Annotated in this window: 24 protein-coding genes; 17 read left to right on the forward strand and 7 right to left on the reverse strand. The window is 42.8% G+C overall.

What is annotated here, in order from left to right:
- The first annotated feature begins 21 nt into the window (after positions 1-21).
- Entirely contained in the window at positions 22-702 is a 681-nt protein-coding gene (locus tag KHQ79_RS20190) for a ribonuclease H family protein (RefSeq protein ID WP_004397945.1), read from the forward strand.
- Positions 695-877, forward strand: a complete 183-nt coding sequence (locus KHQ79_RS20195; protein WP_004397944.1) for a zinc-finger domain-containing protein — start codon at positions 695-697, stop codon at positions 875-877. Before KHQ79_RS20190 ends, KHQ79_RS20195 begins: the two co-directional genes overlap by 8 nt.
- A 28-nt stretch (positions 878-905) precedes the next feature.
- Here KHQ79_RS20195 and KHQ79_RS20200 read toward each other — a convergent pair whose 3' ends face one another.
- Positions 906-1,175: a DUF2564 family protein gene (locus KHQ79_RS20200; protein WP_004397942.1), complete on the reverse strand. Its 270-nt coding sequence runs from the start codon at positions 1,173-1,175 to the stop codon at positions 906-908.
- 155 nt (positions 1,176-1,330) lie between these two features.
- Between KHQ79_RS20200 and degR the strand changes: the two genes are divergently transcribed.
- Complete coding sequence (gene degR / locus KHQ79_RS20205) at positions 1,331-1,513, forward strand: transcriptional regulator DegR (RefSeq protein ID WP_004397939.1); 183 nt, start codon at positions 1,331-1,333, stop codon at positions 1,511-1,513.
- A gap of 43 nt (positions 1,514-1,556) precedes the next feature.
- Here degR and cspD read toward each other — a convergent pair whose 3' ends face one another.
- The 4 genes from cspD to metA all read right to left on the reverse strand — a co-directional run bounded on the left by cspD (position 1,557) and on the right by metA (position 4,285).
- Positions 1,557-1,757, reverse strand: coding sequence for a cold-shock protein CspD (cspD, locus tag KHQ79_RS20210; RefSeq protein ID WP_003153604.1), 201 nt, complete (start codon positions 1,755-1,757; stop codon positions 1,557-1,559).
- Between the two features lie 15 nt (positions 1,758-1,772).
- Positions 1,773-1,919: a hypothetical protein gene (locus KHQ79_RS20215; protein WP_133487171.1), complete on the reverse strand. Its 147-nt coding sequence runs from the start codon at positions 1,917-1,919 to the stop codon at positions 1,773-1,775.
- Between the two features lie 81 nt (positions 1,920-2,000).
- Positions 2,001-3,149, reverse strand: a complete 1,149-nt coding sequence (locus KHQ79_RS20220; protein ID WP_004397915.1) for a diglucosyl diacylglycerol synthase — start codon at positions 3,147-3,149, stop codon at positions 2,001-2,003.
- Positions 3,150-3,379: 230 nt separating this feature from the next.
- Complete coding sequence (gene metA / locus KHQ79_RS20225) at positions 3,380-4,285, reverse strand: homoserine O-acetyltransferase MetA (protein WP_225516700.1); 906 nt, start codon at positions 4,283-4,285, stop codon at positions 3,380-3,382.
- Positions 4,286-4,624: 339 nt separating this feature from the next.
- On the opposite strand from metA, the gene KHQ79_RS20230 reads away from it, so the two are divergent.
- The 11 genes from KHQ79_RS20230 (at position 4,625) to KHQ79_RS20280 (ending at position 13,688) form a co-directional block, all read left to right on the forward strand.
- Positions 4,625-5,107 (forward strand): glutathione peroxidase, encoded by a 483-nt coding sequence (locus KHQ79_RS20230; protein WP_019258708.1) that lies wholly within the window; start codon positions 4,625-4,627, stop codon positions 5,105-5,107.
- A 13-nt stretch (positions 5,108-5,120) separates the two neighbouring features.
- A complete protein-coding gene (locus tag KHQ79_RS20235) occupies positions 5,121-5,738 on the forward strand; it encodes an HD domain-containing protein (RefSeq protein ID WP_119913944.1) in 618 nt (205 codons plus the stop codon).
- 59 nt (positions 5,739-5,797) lie between these two features.
- Positions 5,798-6,931: a conserved virulence factor C family protein gene (locus KHQ79_RS20240; RefSeq protein WP_225516701.1), complete on the forward strand. Its 1,134-nt coding sequence runs from the start codon at positions 5,798-5,800 to the stop codon at positions 6,929-6,931.
- Positions 6,932-7,217: 286 nt separating this feature from the next.
- The gene (gene ilvD / locus KHQ79_RS20245) at positions 7,218-8,894 is read left to right on the forward strand and encodes a dihydroxy-acid dehydratase (RefSeq protein ID WP_225516702.1); all 1,677 of its coding nucleotides are present in this window, start codon (positions 7,218-7,220) and stop codon (positions 8,892-8,894) included.
- 106 nt (positions 8,895-9,000) lie between these two features.
- A complete protein-coding gene (brxA, locus tag KHQ79_RS20250; RefSeq protein ID WP_225516703.1) occupies positions 9,001-9,435 on the forward strand; it encodes a bacilliredoxin BrxA in 435 nt (144 codons plus the stop codon).
- 41 nt (positions 9,436-9,476) lie between these two features.
- A complete protein-coding gene (locus KHQ79_RS20255) occupies positions 9,477-10,262 on the forward strand; it encodes a class I SAM-dependent methyltransferase (protein ID WP_225516704.1) in 786 nt (261 codons plus the stop codon).
- Between the two features lie 259 nt (positions 10,263-10,521).
- Complete coding sequence (locus KHQ79_RS20260) at positions 10,522-11,136, forward strand: YpjP family protein (RefSeq protein WP_032732341.1); 615 nt, start codon at positions 10,522-10,524, stop codon at positions 11,134-11,136.
- 17 nt (positions 11,137-11,153) lie between these two features.
- A complete protein-coding gene (locus KHQ79_RS20265) occupies positions 11,154-11,687 on the forward strand; it encodes a phosphatidylglycerophosphatase A family protein (protein WP_004397878.1) in 534 nt (177 codons plus the stop codon).
- 82 nt (positions 11,688-11,769) lie between these two features.
- Positions 11,770-12,564, forward strand: coding sequence for a thymidylate synthase (locus tag KHQ79_RS20270; protein ID WP_004397875.1), 795 nt, complete (start codon positions 11,770-11,772; stop codon positions 12,562-12,564).
- Positions 12,561-13,067 carry a dihydrofolate reductase DfrA gene (gene dfrA, locus KHQ79_RS20275; protein WP_004397873.1) on the forward strand — a complete coding sequence of 169 codons (507 nt, stop codon included), beginning with the start codon at positions 12,561-12,563 and terminating at the stop codon, positions 13,065-13,067. The genes KHQ79_RS20270 and dfrA overlap by 4 nt, the downstream gene beginning before the upstream one ends.
- Complete coding sequence (locus KHQ79_RS20280; RefSeq protein ID WP_225516705.1) at positions 13,068-13,688, forward strand: lysophospholipid acyltransferase family protein; 621 nt, start codon at positions 13,068-13,070, stop codon at positions 13,686-13,688. It abuts the gene before it with no gap.
- A gap of 32 nt (positions 13,689-13,720) precedes the next feature.
- Here KHQ79_RS20280 and trhA read toward each other — a convergent pair whose 3' ends face one another.
- Positions 13,721-14,362: a PAQR family membrane homeostasis protein TrhA gene (trhA, locus tag KHQ79_RS20285; protein WP_225516706.1), complete on the reverse strand. Its 642-nt coding sequence runs from the start codon at positions 14,360-14,362 to the stop codon at positions 13,721-13,723.
- Positions 14,363-14,382: 20 nt separating this feature from the next.
- Positions 14,383-15,378, reverse strand: a complete 996-nt coding sequence (locus tag KHQ79_RS20290; RefSeq protein WP_225516707.1) for a sigma 54-interacting transcriptional regulator — start codon at positions 15,376-15,378, stop codon at positions 14,383-14,385.
- Positions 15,379-15,625: 247 nt separating this feature from the next.
- On the opposite strand from KHQ79_RS20290, the gene ilvA reads away from it, so the two are divergent.
- From ilvA to scuA, 3 genes are all read left to right on the forward strand, one after another.
- Complete coding sequence (gene ilvA, locus KHQ79_RS20295) at positions 15,626-16,894, forward strand: threonine ammonia-lyase IlvA (protein WP_225516708.1); 1,269 nt, start codon at positions 15,626-15,628, stop codon at positions 16,892-16,894.
- An 86-nt stretch (positions 16,895-16,980) separates the two neighbouring features.
- A complete protein-coding gene (locus KHQ79_RS20300; RefSeq protein ID WP_003218212.1) occupies positions 16,981-17,232 on the forward strand; it encodes a YpmP family protein in 252 nt (83 codons plus the stop codon).
- Between the two features lie 151 nt (positions 17,233-17,383).
- On the forward strand, positions 17,384-17,965 hold the full coding sequence (gene scuA, locus KHQ79_RS20305) for a cytochrome c oxidase assembly accessory protein ScuA (protein ID WP_225516709.1): 582 nt from the start codon (positions 17,384-17,386) through the stop codon (positions 17,963-17,965).
- Positions 17,966-17,996: the final 31 nt, after the last annotated feature.

Genomic DNA, 17,996 nt, shown 5'->3' on the forward strand with positions numbered 1-17,996 from the left:
ATGAATGGTAAGGTGATCGTAATGAAGCTCAGACCGCATATGAAAATAGAAGCAAAAGGGACGGGATCCGTCTCATTTTTGGGTGAAGACTGGCTGACTGCTCAGCAAGCACGTATGCTAGCCAGAGAACTCAGCCGTTTTCCATACATGAAAGAGCTCGAGTTTGAAGACGAGAAAGGCGGCAGCTGGACGCTGAAGGAATTGGAAAAGCTAACCGAGGAGCTTGCTCAAGAGCCTGATGATATTACTGTTTACTTTGACGGCAGTTTCGATAAGGAGAGCGAACTGGCCGGACTCGGAATCGTCATTTATTATTCATTGGGAGGAATCCGGCATCGCTTGAGAAAAAATAAAAGCTTCCGGCTGAAAACCAATAATGAAGCTGAATACGCGGCGCTATATGAAGCAATAAGAGAAGTAAGAGAGCTTGGGGCAAGCAGAAATTCAATTACGATCAAAGGGGATTCACTTGTTGTGCTGAATCAGCTTGACGGCAGCTGGCCTTGCTATGATCCATCGCATAATGAATGGCTGGACAAAATAGAAGCACTCCTTGAATCGCTGAAGCTTACCCCAACCTACGAAACCATACAGCGGAAAGACAACCAGGAAGCTGACGGCCTCGCTAAAAAGATTCTATCCCATCAATTCGTAGAAAGCCACACGAAATTAGACCGTAACGGAGATGACGATATTGGATAAGAAAATGATTTTTAAAGAACTGACAGAACTGCACGATGAATACTGCAAGGATTGTTTTATTAAGAAGCAATTTCGCAAGGAATTTGGCAAAACCTATGCGCATTCATTTTGCATTAATAAATGTACGGTGGGTGAAAAGCTGAAAGCATACGGCGATGTTTTAACCAATCACTAAAGAATAAAAACCGCAGAAGCTGCGGTTTTTATTCTTTGAATTCATCAAGCTGATGCTGGCTATCATCCAGCAGCTGCTGTTGTTGCTGAACAAATTCAGGATCATCGAGAGCTGCCAGCTCTTCAGATTGTGACAGTTCTCTTGCATCCTCAATAGCTTGGTATGCGGAATCGACTAATGTTGTGCTTTGGCCTCTCGTCGCAGCTCCTGTCGTTTTTTGCGCTGTTTCCACCGCTAGTTCCAGCTGCCGCTTATCAGTAAATCCAGCCTGATCCTCTTTATGAAATTCTGATGTCACAAAAAACACCTCCGCAACTATTTTGCAGAGTTTTTTTGAAATTTATGTACCAAAATAGAAAATAAAATGAAAATAAGCCGATATAACTATTGAACCGGAATAAATAGGTCTGATTTACTATTTGGGGTATCTTGGAAGAGAAGGGGAACGCAGCTATGGATGATAAAGACTTGAAGTCGATCCTTCACAAAACATTTATAGAAATATACAGTGATTTAGAAGAACTGGCGGATATCGCGAAAAAAGGGAAGCCATCAATGGAAAAGCATGTTGCAGAGATTGAACAGAGGTGCAAACAAAATATTTTGGCTATTGAAATTCAGATGAAAATCAAATAGGAGAGGCAAATGCCTCTCCTCTATTTGTCGTCATGTATTGAGTTTAGAGTTTTACAACATTAGAAGCTTGAGGTCCACGATTACCTTCGACAATTTCAAAAGAAACTTCTTGTCCTTCTTCTAATGATTTGTATCCTTCTCCTTCGATAGCTGTGAAGTGAACAAATACATCGTCTCCGCCTTCAACTTCAATGAAGCCGAATCCTTTTTCGTTGTTGAACCATTTTACTTTACCGTTTTGCATATTGCTTAATTCCTCCTAGTACTGTAGCACCCGTGTGCTAAAAAAAATTTTGTCATCATTTAACGTTGATTCATTGTTAAATGATGGTTCAACTATACACCATCTGGGAGCACCCGTCAAGTTGCGAAACTGCTTATTTTTCAAAAGAAGGGCAAGTTTCACAAAAAAATGTAACCGCTTTTATAGATGGGTGAATATAAATAAAAAGAGCACACGATTTTCGTGTGCTCTCTATGAACATCATTAAGATAGCGCTTTGGCTTTTTGTTTGGATGTCATCATTTCTGATTCCTTCAGGATATCCTCTAAGATCACTTCAGAGGAGTTTGCTAAATGAAGCTCCTTAATGTTTTTCTTCATGCGCTGTAAGGTATCTTCATCTGCGAGAAGGGAAGTGACTGACTCGAGAATCTCTTCATGACGGTTCACGACAATGGCAGCTCCGCGATCTTCAAAGAAGTTTGCATTTTCTTTTTCCTGGCCAGGCACGGGTTTGTACAGAATGACAGGCACACCGATGGCAGTTGCTTCTGTCAAAGTAATGCCCCCAGGTTTTGTAATCATGCAATCTGTGATCCGGAACAGCTCATCGATGCGCTCCACATAGCCAAGAACTTTTAATTTGTCACCGTTTTCTGCTTCAAGCGCGCTTAAAGATTCCTTTAAAGCCGTATTTTTCCCGCACACGACAACCACTTGCACATGATCATCTTTGACAAGATTTTCACACAGCTCTTTTACGTTCTTTAGAACACCGTGGGCGCCTGCCATAATAAGAAGCACTTTTTTGTTTGGTGAAAGATTGTACTTTTTATATATCGGCTCCACCGGCAGGGATTCTTCAAATTGCGGCCTGATTGGAATTCCGGTGATTTTCACGTTGCTTGGATGAGTGCCGATCTCCAGCAGTTTTTCCTTCACATAATCTGTCGCCACATAATATTTATCCACGTTTTCGTGAACCCAAATTTTATGAAGGCAAAAATCAGTCATAACGTTGAAGGTAGGGATGACTCTTCCTGTTCGGCGTCTGTATTCCGGCACGACGATCATCGGAAATGTATTAATAATAATATCGGGCTGATGTTCCTCGACAAGTTCGCCCAATCGTTTATTACCCATTTTAAAGTAAATATTAAATTTACGTTTATTATAGATTTTGTCAACTCCGTAATAAAACAAACGATAAAACTGTTTCCCGATTGAGAAGCTTTTTAAATAAAGGTACTGAGTTACCTCTGAAACAATCGGATTTGACTCTTGGTACAAATTAGAAACTGTTACATGCTGAAAGCCGAGACGTACACATTGCTCGTAAAGCGTTTTGGCTACCTGCACATGTCCATTTCCGTAATTTGCAGTCAAAATTAATACTCTTTTATTGGTATTCAAGTAAATTCACCTCAATGTAATCAACAACAAGCAAGCTTCATGCATCGTAAGGAGTTATTGTCTATACATAAACATAACACAAATACATAATTGAATTATTAATGCAGTGAAAAAATTAAGCTAATTTTAAATGATTTGGATTCCAGTATTTTAAATTTTTGTTATACGCAGACTGAATCAGATGTATTTTATCATATTTTTTGCTCAGCGTATCACTAAAAAAAGAAAAATTAGTCCCATTCGTAAGGAGTTTCTTGGTAAACGTAATAATTCAGCCAGTTCATAAACAATAATGTCGCATGCGCTTTCCAGCGATTCACTGGCTCTTCGCTGTCTTTTGCGAAATAATGTTTAGGCGCCTCGACAGTAGAAAGGTTTCGCTCCAGATCTCTTTCATACTCTTGAAGAAGCGTATTTGTATCATATTCGGGGTGCCCTGTTAAAAAGACTTGTTTTTCGTCTTTTGACACAATTAAGCAAACCCCAGCTTCCTTTGATGCGGATAGAATTTTTAACTCGGACACTGCTTGAAGCTGTTCCATATTTATATCTGTATGCCGGGAATGCGGCACGTAGTATAGCTCGTCAAAACCTCTTACCAATCTTTCGTGTTTTGCAAGAACGGAATGTTCGAACACACCGAAGATCTTTTTCGGCATTTGAATTTTTTCCACACCGTAATGGTAGTACAAACCTGCTTGAGCGCCCCAGCAAATATGCAAGGTTGAAGTGACATTTGTTTTGCTCCACTCCATGATCTCTTTGAGCTCTTCCCAATAAGAAACCTCTTCAAACGCCAAATGCTCGATCGGCGCACCGGTGATAATCATGCCGTCAAACTTCTTGTGACGGATATTGGAAAAAGTCGTGTAAAATTCGTCAAGGTGTTCTCTTGCAGTATTTTTCGGCGTGTGTGTGCTTGGGATTAAAAATGTAAAATGAACCTGTAAAGGCGAATTTCCAAGCAATCTGAGAAGTTGAGTCTCTGTTTGGATTTTTTTCGGCATCAAATTCAATATGATAATTTTTTGCGGCCGGATATCCTGATGAAATGCTCTGCTTTCATCCATTACAAATATATGTTCACTCTCAAGCACCTGTTTTGCCGGCAGGTGTGTTGGTATATTAATAGGCAACGTGCCACCTCCATCATTTCCCCGTTTAATTTTCTTCATTATAGGAATTTTCACGCCAATTTTCAATCTATCTATAAGGGTTGATGGGGAAACAACGGAAAACTCTTTAAATAAAACGCATAGATACGCCTTTTGGTTTCACTGTAAAATGATTTTCCATGATGTATCTCAGAAGGTAAATGTAATGTTTTATAGAATGATTAAGATAAAAAATGAGCCACATGAATTTAAGGTTCATTTGACTCTTTTCTTAAGAGTTCTGATAAATGATGTTTGCATTTTGAATTGAGGTATAAAAAAGGTAAAATAATCAGCACCAGGGACATAGGAGGGACTTACATGTCTATATATCATATGAAGGTACGTACAATAAAAGGGAAAGACATGACACTTCAGCCTTTTGCCGGAAAGGTATTGATGATCGTGAATACAGCGAGTAAATGCGGATTTACTCCGCAATTGAAGCAGCTTCAGGAGTTATATGATACATATCAGCAGGAGGGCCTGGAGATCTTAGGGTTTCCCTGCAATCAATTTATGAACCAAGAGCCTGGTGACGAGGCAGACATACAGGATTTTTGCGAAACAAATTACGGTGTAACGTTTCCTATGTTTTCAAAAGTAGAAGTAAACGGGAAAAACGCCCACCCGCTGTTTGTGTATTTGACAGAGCATGCGAAAGGGATGCTGGGAACTAAGGCGATCAAGTGGAATTTCACAAAATTTGTTGTGGACAGAAATGGAGAAATCGTTGGCCGATATTCTCCTAATACAAATCCGAAAGAGCTGGAAGACGTTATCGTGAAGCTATTAGGGCAATAAAGAGGGTGTTTTTGTGAAGGAATTGAAGCAGACAGAGCAAATCAGGACATGGGTTCAATCTGTCCTAACCGGCGAAAGCTCTGGACATGATTGGCATCATGTATCAAGAGTTGCAGATCTTGCTGTGTATATTGGAGAAAAGGAAAATGCGGATTTGTTCATTGTTGAAACGGCGGCTTTGGTTCATGATTTAATTGATGTCAAGCTGCCTGACACGGTCAGGCTTTCAGTGAGTGAAGTTTATGAACAGCTCGTTTTTTTCGGAGTTGGAAAAGAGGCTGCTGACAAAGTGATTGATATTATCACAAGGATGTCCTTTCGGGACAGGGAAAAGCTGGCGGAAGAGCCGCTCTCAATTGAGGGGAAAGCCGTACAGGACGCTGACAGGCTTGATGCGATCGGTGCTGTCGGTATTGCGAGAACTTTTATGTTTGCGGGCGCAAAAGGCCACAGCCTTTATGGAGATGATCAAAGCGCCTACGCTCATTTTTTTCATAAGCTGCTGCGGCTGAAAGATATGATGAATACAGACACTGCACGGGAACTGGCAGAAGAAAGACATGATTTTATGATCCATTTTGTCCGCCAACTAGAAAAAGACATACCCGGGATTGATGCCAAAACGTCGTAATAGAAGGCTTGCTGTGACTATGATAGAATAAGTCACAGATATGCTATAGGAGGACGATCATGAAGATAAAATCAATTGAACCTACGCCAAGCCCGAATACAATGAAGGTCATCTTAACGGAAGAGCTTCCGGCGGGCAAAAGCAATAACTATAAACCGGATCAAGCAGAAGGCGCACCGCCTGTTATAGCGGAAATCCTTAAAATAGAAGGGGTTAGAGGTGTCTACCACGTCGCTGATTTTCTTGCTGTTGAACGGAACGCAAGATACGACTGGAAAGACATTTTACCGCAAGTCCGCTCTGCATTTGGGATGGAAAGTGCTGAAAGTGCAGAAGAAAACCGCTCTGATCAAGAGTCTTTTGGAGAGGTGAAAGTTTTTGTGCAGATGTTCAGCGGCATTCCTATGCAGGTCAAATTGACGGATGGGGAGCGTGAAGAGCGCTTCGGGTTACCTGAACGCTTTCAGCAGGCGATCTTAAAACTCAGATCTGAAGCTTCAAATGTTGTGTTTGAGCGGGCCTGGAAAGAACAAGGCGTCAGATTCGGCGACTTTAATGAAATCGGTCATGACGTGACAGAAGAGCTTCAGGCCGCATACAGTGATGAACGGCTGAAACGGCTGACAGAAGCAGCCGCTCAGGGAAAGGGCGAAGCAAAACAAGCTGTACAGCGCAAAGCGTATAAAGTAACGCTTAATATGCTGGATGATGAGGACTGGAAAAAGCGTTATGCACATCTCGAGCAGATGGATCCGAAAGAGGAGGATATCCCGGTTTTACAGAAGGCATTGGATGATCCCAAGGTGTCCATTAGAAGACAGGCTGTTGTGTATTTAGGAATGATTGAAACACCTGATGTTCTTCCTTTATTGTATAAGGCACTTGAGGACAAAGCTGTCTCAGTGAGAAGAACGGCCGGAGACTGCCTGTCTGATATCGGCGACCCTCAAGCCATTCCTGCTATGATCAAATCGTTAAGCGACTCCAGCAAGCTTGTTCGCTGGCGTGCGGCTATGTTCCTGTACGAAGTCGGAGATGAAAGTGCAATTGAAGCTTTGCGTGCTGCCGAAGATGATCCCGAATTTGAGGTCAGCCTTCAAGTGAAAATGGCGCTTGAGCGTATTGAGCATGGAGAAGAAGCAAAAGGTTCGGTTTGGAAACAAATGACAGAGAGCAGAAAAAAAGGAGAATAGAAAGAAAAAGGTGCAGATCATGCACCTTTTTTTGTGAATTCACTTTTTATAAAAATTATTTCGAATATTGTTGAAAAATGCCCGAAAACTATTTATAGTAAGTAACAATATTAATAGTTGGAGGGTTTACATCGACAGAAAACTATATAAATATAAAAACATGAAGGAAACAATTAAGGCGAGGGCGGCCTGTATTTTATCTTTTTGCAAAAACAGCCCACAAATAAACTGAAAATTGTTAAAATAAAATCCAGTCTAACAATTGAAAGTATTTAGGAGGATCACCATGGCAGAATTACGCAGTAACATGATCACACAAGGAATCGATAGAGCTCCGCACCGCAGTTTGCTTCGTGCAGCAGGTGTAAAAGAAGAGGATTTCGGCAAACCGTTTATTGCGGTTTGTAATTCATACATTGATATCGTTCCCGGTCATGTTCACTTGCAGGAGTTTGGGAAAATCGTAAAAGAAGCAATCAGAGAAGCCGGGGGCGTACCGTTTGAATTTAATACCATCGGAGTAGATGATGGCATCGCGATGGGGCATATCGGTATGAGGTATTCGCTGCCGAGCCGTGAAATCATTGCCGACTCTGTGGAAACGGTCGTATCCGCGCACTGGTTTGACGGAATGGTCTGTATTCCGAACTGTGACAAAATCACGCCGGGAATGCTTATGGCGGCAATGCGCATCAATATTCCAACGATTTTTGTCAGCGGGGGGCCGATGGCGGCAGGAAGAACAAGTGACGGGCGCAAAATCTCCCTTTCCTCAGTATTCGAAGGGGTAGGCGCTTACCAAGCCGGAAAAATCAATGAAAACGAGCTTCAAGAACTAGAGCAGTTTGGATGCCCAACGTGCGGGTCTTGCTCTGGAATGTTTACAGCAAACTCAATGAACTGTCTGTCCGAAGCACTTGGACTAGCTTTGCCGGGTAATGGAACCATTCTCGCGACATCACCGGAACGAAAAGAGTTTGTCAGAAAGTCGGCTACGCAATTAATGGAAACAATTCGCAAGGATATCAAACCGCGTGATATCGTCACAGTAAAAGCGATTGATAACGCCTTTGCACTCGATATGGCGCTCGGCGGTTCAACAAATACCGTTCTTCATACGCTTGCTCTAGCAAACGAAGCCGGCGTTGAATACTCTTTAGAACGCATTAACGAAGTCGCTGAGCGCGTGCCGCATTTGGCCAAGCTGGCTCCTGCATCAGATGTGTTTATTGAAGATCTACATGAAGCGGGCGGCGTGTCAGCGGCGCTGAATGAACTTTCCAAGAAAGAAGGAGCGCTTCATTTAGACGCGCTGACTGTTACAGGAAAAACACTTGGAGAAACCATTGCCGGACATGAAGTGAAGGATTATGACGTCATCCATCCGCTGGATAAACCATTCACTGAAAAGGGCGGCCTTGCTGTTTTATTCGGCAATCTGGCTCCAGACGGCGCTATCATTAAAACGGGCGGCGTACAGAACGGAATTACGAGACACGAAGGTCCGGCTGTCGTATTTGATTCTCAGGATGAGGCGCTTGACGGCATAATCAACCGGAAAGTAAAAGAAGGCGACGTCGTCATCATCCGATACGAGGGGCCAAAAGGCGGACCTGGAATGCCGGAAATGCTGGCGCCTACTTCCCAGATCGTTGGGATGGGACTCGGGCCAAAAGTGGCTTTGATTACGGACGGGCGTTTTTCCGGAGCCTCTCGAGGCCTCTCGATCGGCCACGTATCACCAGAGGCCGCAGAGGGAGGACCGCTTGCCTTTGTTGAAAACGGAGACCATATCATCGTTGATATTGAAAAACGTATCTTGGATGTACAAGTTCCAGAGGAAGAATGGGAAAAACGGAAAGCGAACTGGAAAGGTTTTGAGCCTAAGGTGAAAACTGGCTACTTGGCCCGTTATTCTAAACTGGTGACAAGCGCCAACACTGGCGGTATCATGAAAATCTAGACAGCGGGAATCACTTTCTCCTATTTTAAGTCGTGAACATTTGAAATCCGGCCCTCTCTATAGTATCCTTTACTTCAGATGAAGGATAATAGAGGGGGCTTTTTTTATGTCAATGGCTTATGAAGAATACATGCGCCAGCTTGTCGTACCGATGCGCCGCGAGCTGACTGGAGCAGGTTTTGAAGAATTAACAACAGCGGAAGAAGTAGAAAACTTTATGGAAAAGGCAGAGGGCACAACTCTTGTAGTGGTTAACTCTGTGTGCGGCTGTGCGGCAGGCCTTGCGCGTCCTGCGGCAACACAGGCAGTCCTCCAGCACGACAAAACACCTGACAATACGGTGACTGTATTTGCGGGCCAAGATAAAGAAGCTACTGCAAAAATGCGTGAGTATTTTACTGGCCAGGAGCCTTCTTCACCGTCAATGGCTCTTTTGAAAGGCAAAGAAGTCGTACATTTTATTCCGCGTCATGAAATTGAAGGACACGATATGGAAGAGATCATGAAAAATCTGACCGCTGCCTTCGATGCACACTGCTAAATGCCCGTTTTCCGGGCATTTTCTTTTTGGGAGTATAGAAGATGATAACAACAAGCTATAGACCGACTGAACACACCATAAAAACCGCAAAGCAGCTTTCTAAAGAGCTGGGCATGCCATATTGCGGCCGAAATAAACAAACCGTTAAAAACCTGCTGAAGTCAGCTAAACGTGATTTGCTTGTGGTCGGCAAAGAACGGTTTGAACTTTATACGAAACAAGGTGCCAAATTCTTTTTTCATCCGAATACAGCGATGTTTAGAGCCAAACGCTTCTTACGGGGGGAGCAAGAGCCGATGCTTCAGGCAACTGGTTTATCGGAAGGGGATACGTTTTTAGATTGCACACTCGGACTGGGTTCGGATGCCATAATCGCAAGTATGGCAGTAGGCGAAACGGGCTCTGTGATTGGGATCGAAAAAAACCATCTTGTATCCGTTTTGGTGAGGACGGGACTGCATTCATGGGAAACGGACATAGAAGAGCTTCAAGCTGCAATGAGAAGAATCCAAGTGGAGAATGGGGATTGCTTTGAATATATCAAGCAGCTTCCTGACGACTCTGTTGATGTAATTTATTTCGATCCAATGTTTCATGAGCCTGTAGAGACATCTGACGGCATCGCACCTTTACGGGATTTGGCAGAGGATTCAGTTTTGCATGAAGGGTGTATCATAGAAGCGGTGCGCGTTGCCAGAAAAAGCGTAGTGCTTAAAGACCACTGGAAAAGCCCGCGATTTGAACAGTTTGGTTTTCACGTCATGAAAAGAAAAACAGCACTGTTTCATTATGGCGTTATTCAAGCTGCAAGTAAAACAAGCCCGTGATTACTCTCACGGGCTTTCTGTTAATCGGTGACTTCCATGACGACAAAGTATAACAATGTTAAGAGTGAAACTGTGGCAAACAAAGCGTCAATCATGCGGAAAGCCTCCTTTCATAGTATATTGTAAGCGTTTTTACACATGCGGCAAAGCAACGAATCTCCTAATTTCCATATCAGTTTCATATAGTACATGACTTGCATGTTTCGGGTGTGCTAAAATAAGAGAAACATGACAATAAAATAGAGAGGAATAAGCAGTCATGAAATTGTGGATGAGAAAGACCCTTGTGGTTTTATTTACCATCGTAACGTTCGGGCTCGTATCTCCTCCGGCTGCTCTTATGGCGGACAAGCCCTCCGGACAGCCGAGCAGTCTTGAGCAGAATGATTACACCGCTTTTTATGATGAGCATGACCTGTACGATGATTATGAGTCGGAAGACAGGCGCGATCCTGAACTGCTTTTTCAATCGTACAGGGAACAGCTCCTTGACAGCGTTGAGGATCAGTCCTTTTTGAAATTCGGCAGCAAAATCGCTCCTGTCATTGAGGATGACTATCGGAATGAGATCCTGCCGAAAATCGAAAATGTGATTAGCGATTTTTTAGCGACATTGCAAGATGATGAGGCATATCAGGATGTTGTGATCTCGAGCAAGCCTTCAGCAGGCAAAACGGAAAAAATTTTCAACGTTTACAATCGGACAACTGGAGAAGATCTCCTCAGATTCCATGTGCGCAGAGACCACCCGCCTCATGACGGCTACTGGTTTAATTTTCACTATCATACAGCAGAAGATGGATTTCAATCACATCATGAGCTTGGGAGTATTTACTGGGACCGCAACACGCCTCCCAACTGGATGAGTGCGTAAAGGAGATGCCATTAGACATGAAAAAGTACACAATGAATGAAATGGTCGATATAACAAAAGATATGCTGAACAAACGGGGCGTTATGATAGAAGATATTGCGCAGATTGTTCAAAAGCTTCAGGAAAAATATAATCCAAATCTGCAGCTCAGTGTATGTATGGAGAATGTAGAAAAAGTGCTGAACAAACGTGAAATTATTCATGCTGTATTAACAGGACTTGCGCTTGATCAGCTTGCTGAGCAGAAATTGCTTCCTGAACCGCTGCAGCACCTTGTTGAAACGGATGAACCGCTTTACGGCATAGATGAAATTATCCCGCTTTCAATCGTCAATGTGTACGGGTCGATCGGTTTGACTAACTTCGGTTATCTAGATAAAGAGAAGATTGGAATTATTAAGGAACTTGATGAAAGTCCAGACGGTATCCATACCTTTTTGGATGATATTGTGGCAGCACTTGCGGCAGCAGCGGCGAGCAGGATTGCCCATACGCATCAGGATCTGCAAGATGAAGAAAAAGAACAGGATGAAAAGCCTGTCGTCAGCTGACTATAAAAAATCATTTCTGGGTTCAGAAATGATTTTTTATTGTGTTACACTACTAGAAGACTACTTTTAAAGGATGAAAAAAATGAAACAGTATAAGGATTTATGCAGGCATGTTTTAGAGCATGGCGAAAAAAAAGGAGACCGGACAGGGACCGGAACAATTAGCACCTTCGGGTATCAAATGAGATTTAATTTACAGGAAGGCTTTCCGATGCTGACCACTAAAAAACTCCACTTTAAATCAATTGCACATGAATTGCTTTGGTTTTTAAAAGGGGATACCAATGTACGCTATCTGCAGGAAAATGGAGTGCGGATCTGGAATGAGTGGGCTGATGAAAACGGTGAACTCGGGCCTGTATACGGTTCACAATGGCGTTCTTGGCGGGGAGCTGACGGGGAAACCGTTGATCAAATTTCCCGTCTTATTGAGGATATTAAGACAAATCCGAATTCCAGACGCTTAATCGTCAGTGCCTGGAATGTTGCTGAAATTGATAAAATGGCGTTGCCGCCGTGCCATTGCCTGTTCCAATTCTACGTGTCTGACGGCAAGCTGTCCTGTCAGCTGTATCAGCGCTCTGCCGATGTTTTCCTCGGTGTGCCGTTTAACATTACTTCTTATGCCCTGCTAACCATGATGATTGCTCATGTGACTGGGCTTGAACCGGGAGAGTTTATTCATACATTTGGCGATGTCCATATTTATCAAAACCATATTGAACAAGTCAATTTGCAACTGACAAGAGACATTCGCCCGCTTCCGAAGCTTCGTTTCGCCAGGGAGATTGATTCTATTTTCAACTTTGCATTTGAGGACTTTATCATCGAGGATTATGATCCGCATCCTCATATCAAAGGAGCGGTAAGCGTATGATTTCGTTCATTTTTGCGATGGATGCCAACAGGCTTATCGGCAAAGACAATGATTTGCCGTGGCATTTACCCAATGATCTTGCGTACTTTAAAAAAGTAACATCGGGCCATTCAATCATTATGGGCCGAAAAACATATGAATCCATTGGACGTCCGCTTCCAAACCGGAAAAATATTGTTGTCACTTCAGCGCCGGCTTCAGAATTTCCGGGATGCACGGTTGTCAGTTCATTAAAGGATGTGCTGGACATTTGTTCAGGTTCTGAGGAATGCTTTGTGATCGGAGGGGCTCAGCTCTATACAGCGCTGTTCCCTTATGCGGACAGACTGTATATGACCAAAATTCATCACGAGTTTGAGGGTGACCGTCACTTCCCTGAATTTGATGAAACCAATTGGAAGCTGGTTTCTTCTGAGCAGGGGATCAAGGACGAAAAAAACCCGTACGATTACGAATTTCTAATGTATGAAAAAAAGAATTCTTCTGAAGCGGGAGGATTTTAATTGGTTCGTTACAGCTTGCTAGTAGTTTATATTGTGTATATGCTGTTAAAAAATATGAAACAATTATTTAATCAAACGATGCTTGACCCCCGTCTGTCATACAAAAAACAGATGACTCTTGTCTATGAACAGCCAAAGGCGTTTATGGAAGGCTGCATCGGCATGACTGGTTCAGTTGTGACGATCCATCAGCCTGAACCAATACCGCGCGGTCCTGTTTTGTATGTGCATCCCCGTTTGCGTTTAGCTGAACTGGCCTTAATTGCTGGATATATTGAGGAACCGGCCGGCTTTATCGCTAATCCAAAAGTATTTCGCTTGCCTTTTATCGGGCAATGGCTCAATCGGATGGATGTGATTGCAGACGGCAGTTCAGAAAAGGTATATGAAGATGTGACGAAACAGCTTGAAAAAGGACAAAGCCTGATTCTTTCATTAGATGGTTCTATAGATCCTGTTGAACTTGCGGCCCGCTATCATCTTCCGTTGGTGATGGTGGAAACGAAAGGGACAGATGAACTGCAAAAGGGATCGATTTTTAAACGTTTAAAACCGGCAGACATTGAATTGTCATTTTCAAAAGCTTATATACCTGCAAATGAAAAGCAATTACGTGCATAAAAAAGCGCAGTCTTTAAGACTGCGCTTTTCTGTTACGACATGAACGGCACCTTCACACAATAAAGCAGCACGCAGAAGAACATCGCAGCGCTTCCGCCTAATACAAAGCTGTGCCAAATGGCGTGATGGAAGGGGATCTTTTTCCAAATGTAAAAGATGGTTCCGACAGAGTATAAAATGCCGCCGAGAAAAAGAAGGCTGAATCCCGCTCCGCTCAGCGAAGCATATAAAGGTTTAACCGCGATAATCATCAGCCACCCCATGATCAAATACACTAAGGTTGACAATAGGATAAAGCGTTTCACGAAGAAAATTTTAAAAACGATTCCGCCTAGGGCGAGTGACCATACGATAACCAGCAGGGTGAAGCCGAGCGTGCCTTTCAGCGGGCCTAGCAAAAAAGGCGTATAGGTTCCGGCGATCAGAACGTAAATGGCGCTATGGTCAATAATCTCCAAAATATTCTTCGTTTTTTTATGTGTGATGCTGTGAAGCAGTGTGGAGCTTAGATAAAGCAGCAGCATAGAGACACCGAATATCGTAAAGCTGACAATATCCCATGCGGAGCCGTAATTAGCTGCAAATATGATCAGAAACACTAGTGCGGGTATGGATAAGAGTACACCGATGCCATGTGTAATTGCATTGGCGATCTCTTCTTTGATTGTAAACAAGTGCATTCTCCTTTCGATCGCTAGATCATTTGATTTTTCAGCGTTTCTAAAAAGCTCAAGCCCTCTAACGTAATTTTAGTGCCGGCGCGTCCGCGGCTTTTTGTGACATAATCTTTTTTCTCCAAATAGTCGAGTCGGCTTCTGACCTGCTGAGGAGTTAACGACGTTTGGGTGTTTTTGCTGTGTTCGGAAATGATCCGTCTGCTGGCTGGCTCTCCTTTTTCGTTTAACGCTTTTATTGTTTCCAAAATAAACAAAAACTCCGCTTTTTCCATTAAAGTCAGCAGCTTCGCTTTTTTCTTCGACGCTTTTCCGTCTATTGCGCCCCTAATGTATGGCGGGACGTCATATGAATGAATGGTTCCTCCGCTTGACACTGCTGCCATATAATCTGCGGCGTTTTTTAATTCTCTGACATTGCCTTCAAATGTGTGCTGCTCAAGCATCGGAAAGACTGAGGGATCAATTAACAATTGCTGACCTGAATTTGAGAGAAAATACTGTGTCAAAAGCGGTATATCGCTTTTTCGTTCAGACAATTCGGGAAGTGTGAGCGTTAAAATATTCAGTCTGTAGAATAAGTCTTGTCTGAATGTATGTTCCGCGCATCCGTCTGCGGAAGCACAGATCATTCGCGGTTTTTCCGTGTCTGAATCAAGCGCTTTTAGCAGCTGAGCTTGTACAGAAGCAGGCATCCGCCATACTTCATCAATAAAAAGGGTTCCTCGTGCCGTTTTTTGAAACGCTCCTGAGTTTCCGTTAGGACCAAAAAGCTCATGCATAAGGCTTTCTTCCGAGTGGGCGCTGCAATTGACGCTAATAAAAGGTTCGTTGTTTCTCGAAGATCTCTGGTGTATGGCTTGTGCGAAATGATCTTTCCCTGTTCCGATTTTTCCTGTGATCAGGACGGGAAGCTCCGATAATGAGAACTGCTTAGCGATTCGCTTCGTTTCCAAAAATGTTTGATGTTCTCCGATTAGGTTATGAAATGTGTTGAGTGTTGGTGCGGTATTCATCAATTGGCTCCTTTTGGTTCTAATTGGTTTTATTATATCATGTCTTTTGGCTGAAAACACCTATTATTTACGATCATCTTTTTTCTTGGGTCAGCAGGATACTGATGACGCAGATGTTACAACAGGATGTGGTGAATATAGTCTGTATTTTTTTAATTATTAAATAAAAATAATTGTCTTATTTTTTGAATATTCGTGTTATAATGGCATATTAAATAGGGATTTAAAACAAGAAAGGAATCTGTACATGAAACCGTTGCTTAAAGAAAACTCTCTCATCCAAGTGAAAGACATTTTAAAGGCTCATCAAAACGTGAAGGATGTTGTGATTCACACACCTTTGCAAAGGAATGACAGACTTTCTGAGAGATATGAATGCAATATCTATTTGAAACGTGAAGACTTGCAAGTTGTCAGATCTTTTAAGCTCAGAGGGGCTTATCATAAAATGAAACAGCTTTCCAGCGAGCAGACTGAGAACGGAGTTGTGTGTGCAAGTGCCGGAAACCATGCTCAAGGTGTGGCGTTCTCATGTAAACATCTCGGCATTCACGGGAAAATTTTTATGCCGTCTACAACACCGAGACAAAAAGTGTCTCAAGTTGAACTGTTCGGAAAAGGATTTATCGATATTATTTTGACAGGTGATACGTTTGACGATGCGTATAAAAGCGCTGTTGAGTGCTGTGAGGCGGAATCCCGGACGTTTATCCATCCGTTCGATGATCCGGATGTGATGGCGGGCCAGGGAACGCTGGCAGTCGAGATTTTAAACGACATTGATACAGAACCGCATTTTCTGTTTGCAAGTGTCGGAGGCGGCGGCCTTCTCTCAGGGGTAGGTACATATTTGAAAAATGTGTCCCCTGATACAAAGGTAATTGCTGTTGAGCCGGCGGGTGCGGCATCCTATTTTGAATCAAACAAAGCCGGGCATGTCATCACACTTGATAAAATTGATAAATTTGTAGATGGAGCCGCTGTTAAAAAAATTGGGGAGGAAACGTTCCAGACGCTGGAAGCGGTCGTGGATGACATCCTCCTTGTGCCTGAAGGGAAAGTATGTACATCCATTCTTGAATTATATAACGAATGTGCGATTGTTGCTGAACCGGCTGGAGCTCTTTCTGTTGCCGCGCTTGATTTGTACAAGGATGAAATTAAAGGCAAAAATGTAGTGTGTGTGGTCAGCGGGGGCAATAACGATATCGGAAGAATGCAGGAAATGAAAGAGCGGTCTTTGATTTTTGAGGGACTTCAGCATTATTTTATCGTCAATTTTCCGCAAAGAGCGGGAGCGCTCCGCGAGTTTCTTGACGAAGTCCTCGGACCTAATGATGACATTACAAGGTTTGAATATACGAAGAAAAATAATAAAAGCAACGGGCCTGCTCTTGTCGGCATCGAGCTGCAGAACAAGGCAGACTATGGACCGCTGATTGAACGGATGAATAGAAAAGCGTTTCATTATGTAGAGGTGAATAAGGATGAGGACTTGTTTCATTTGCTGATCTAATTTTTTCACACAACCGCGCAAAATGACAGACAGCCTGGCTGGCATTGTATATAATAGAAGAAAAACAAAAAAAGAGGATTGATAGCTTGTTACTCAAAAGCCTAGAGTTCAAACGCAGTGACGGGATTCAGGTGAAAGTGACAGAAATACCTGTTTTAAAGGAAGATGAGCACTATTTCTTTATGTTACATCACCATTTGCAGTTCTACTTAAAAGAAGTGTTTTCATCAAACAGCAGGGCAAAAGTGTATTCTTTCCGACATTATATGAAGCGCCGGATGAAATGGGCAGATTATCAGGCTGTTTTTCATCAAGAGGTGTTAAAGCACAACGCGTGATATGGAGTTTATACCTGTGTGTCCCCCTTTGTATTTGTAGATTGGGAGGCATGCAGGATTTTTTTTGACCGGTATCGAATACAAACATGGGACGCAGCAGGTTAGAACTGTTTTAGAAAGCGTTTTATGCTGGCTGGAAAGGGTGAAAGTCATGAAGGTTATCAAGGGTTTAACGGCAGGGCTGTTTTTTCTGTTTTTGTGTGCCTGCGGAGGACAACAGATTAAAGATCCGCTCAATTACGAGGTGGAGCCTTTTACATTTCAAAACCAAGACGGCAAGAATGTTTCTTTAGAGAGTTTAAAAGGAGAAGTATGGCTGGCGGATTTTATTTTTACCAATTGTGAAACTGTATGTCCGCCGATGACCGCTCATATGACCGAGCTGCAAAAAAAACTGAAGGCTGAGAACATAGATGTCCGTATCGTATCCTTTAGCGTTGATCCAGAAAACGATAAGCCGAAACAGCTGAAGAAATTTGCCGCAAACTATCCATTATCTTTTGATAACTGGGATTTCCTCACGGGATACAGCCAGAGTGACATTGAGGCATTCGCGCTTAAGAGCTTTAAAGCGATTGTGAAGAAACCGGAGGGAGAGGACCAAGTCATTCATTATTCTTCTTTTTATTTGGTAGGCCCCAAAGGTAAGGTGCTGAAAGATTACAACGGAGTAGAAAATACACCGTACGATGATATTATCGCCGATGTGAAGACAGCCAGTACACTCAAGTAAGCTAGGAGACTAGGCATTTGCAAATCTTCTA

The organism is Bacillus sp. TSO22, assembly GCF_020223595.1.
In the GTDB taxonomy this organism is placed as follows: domain Bacteria; phylum Bacillota; class Bacilli; order Bacillales; family Bacillaceae; genus Bacillus; species Bacillus inaquosorum.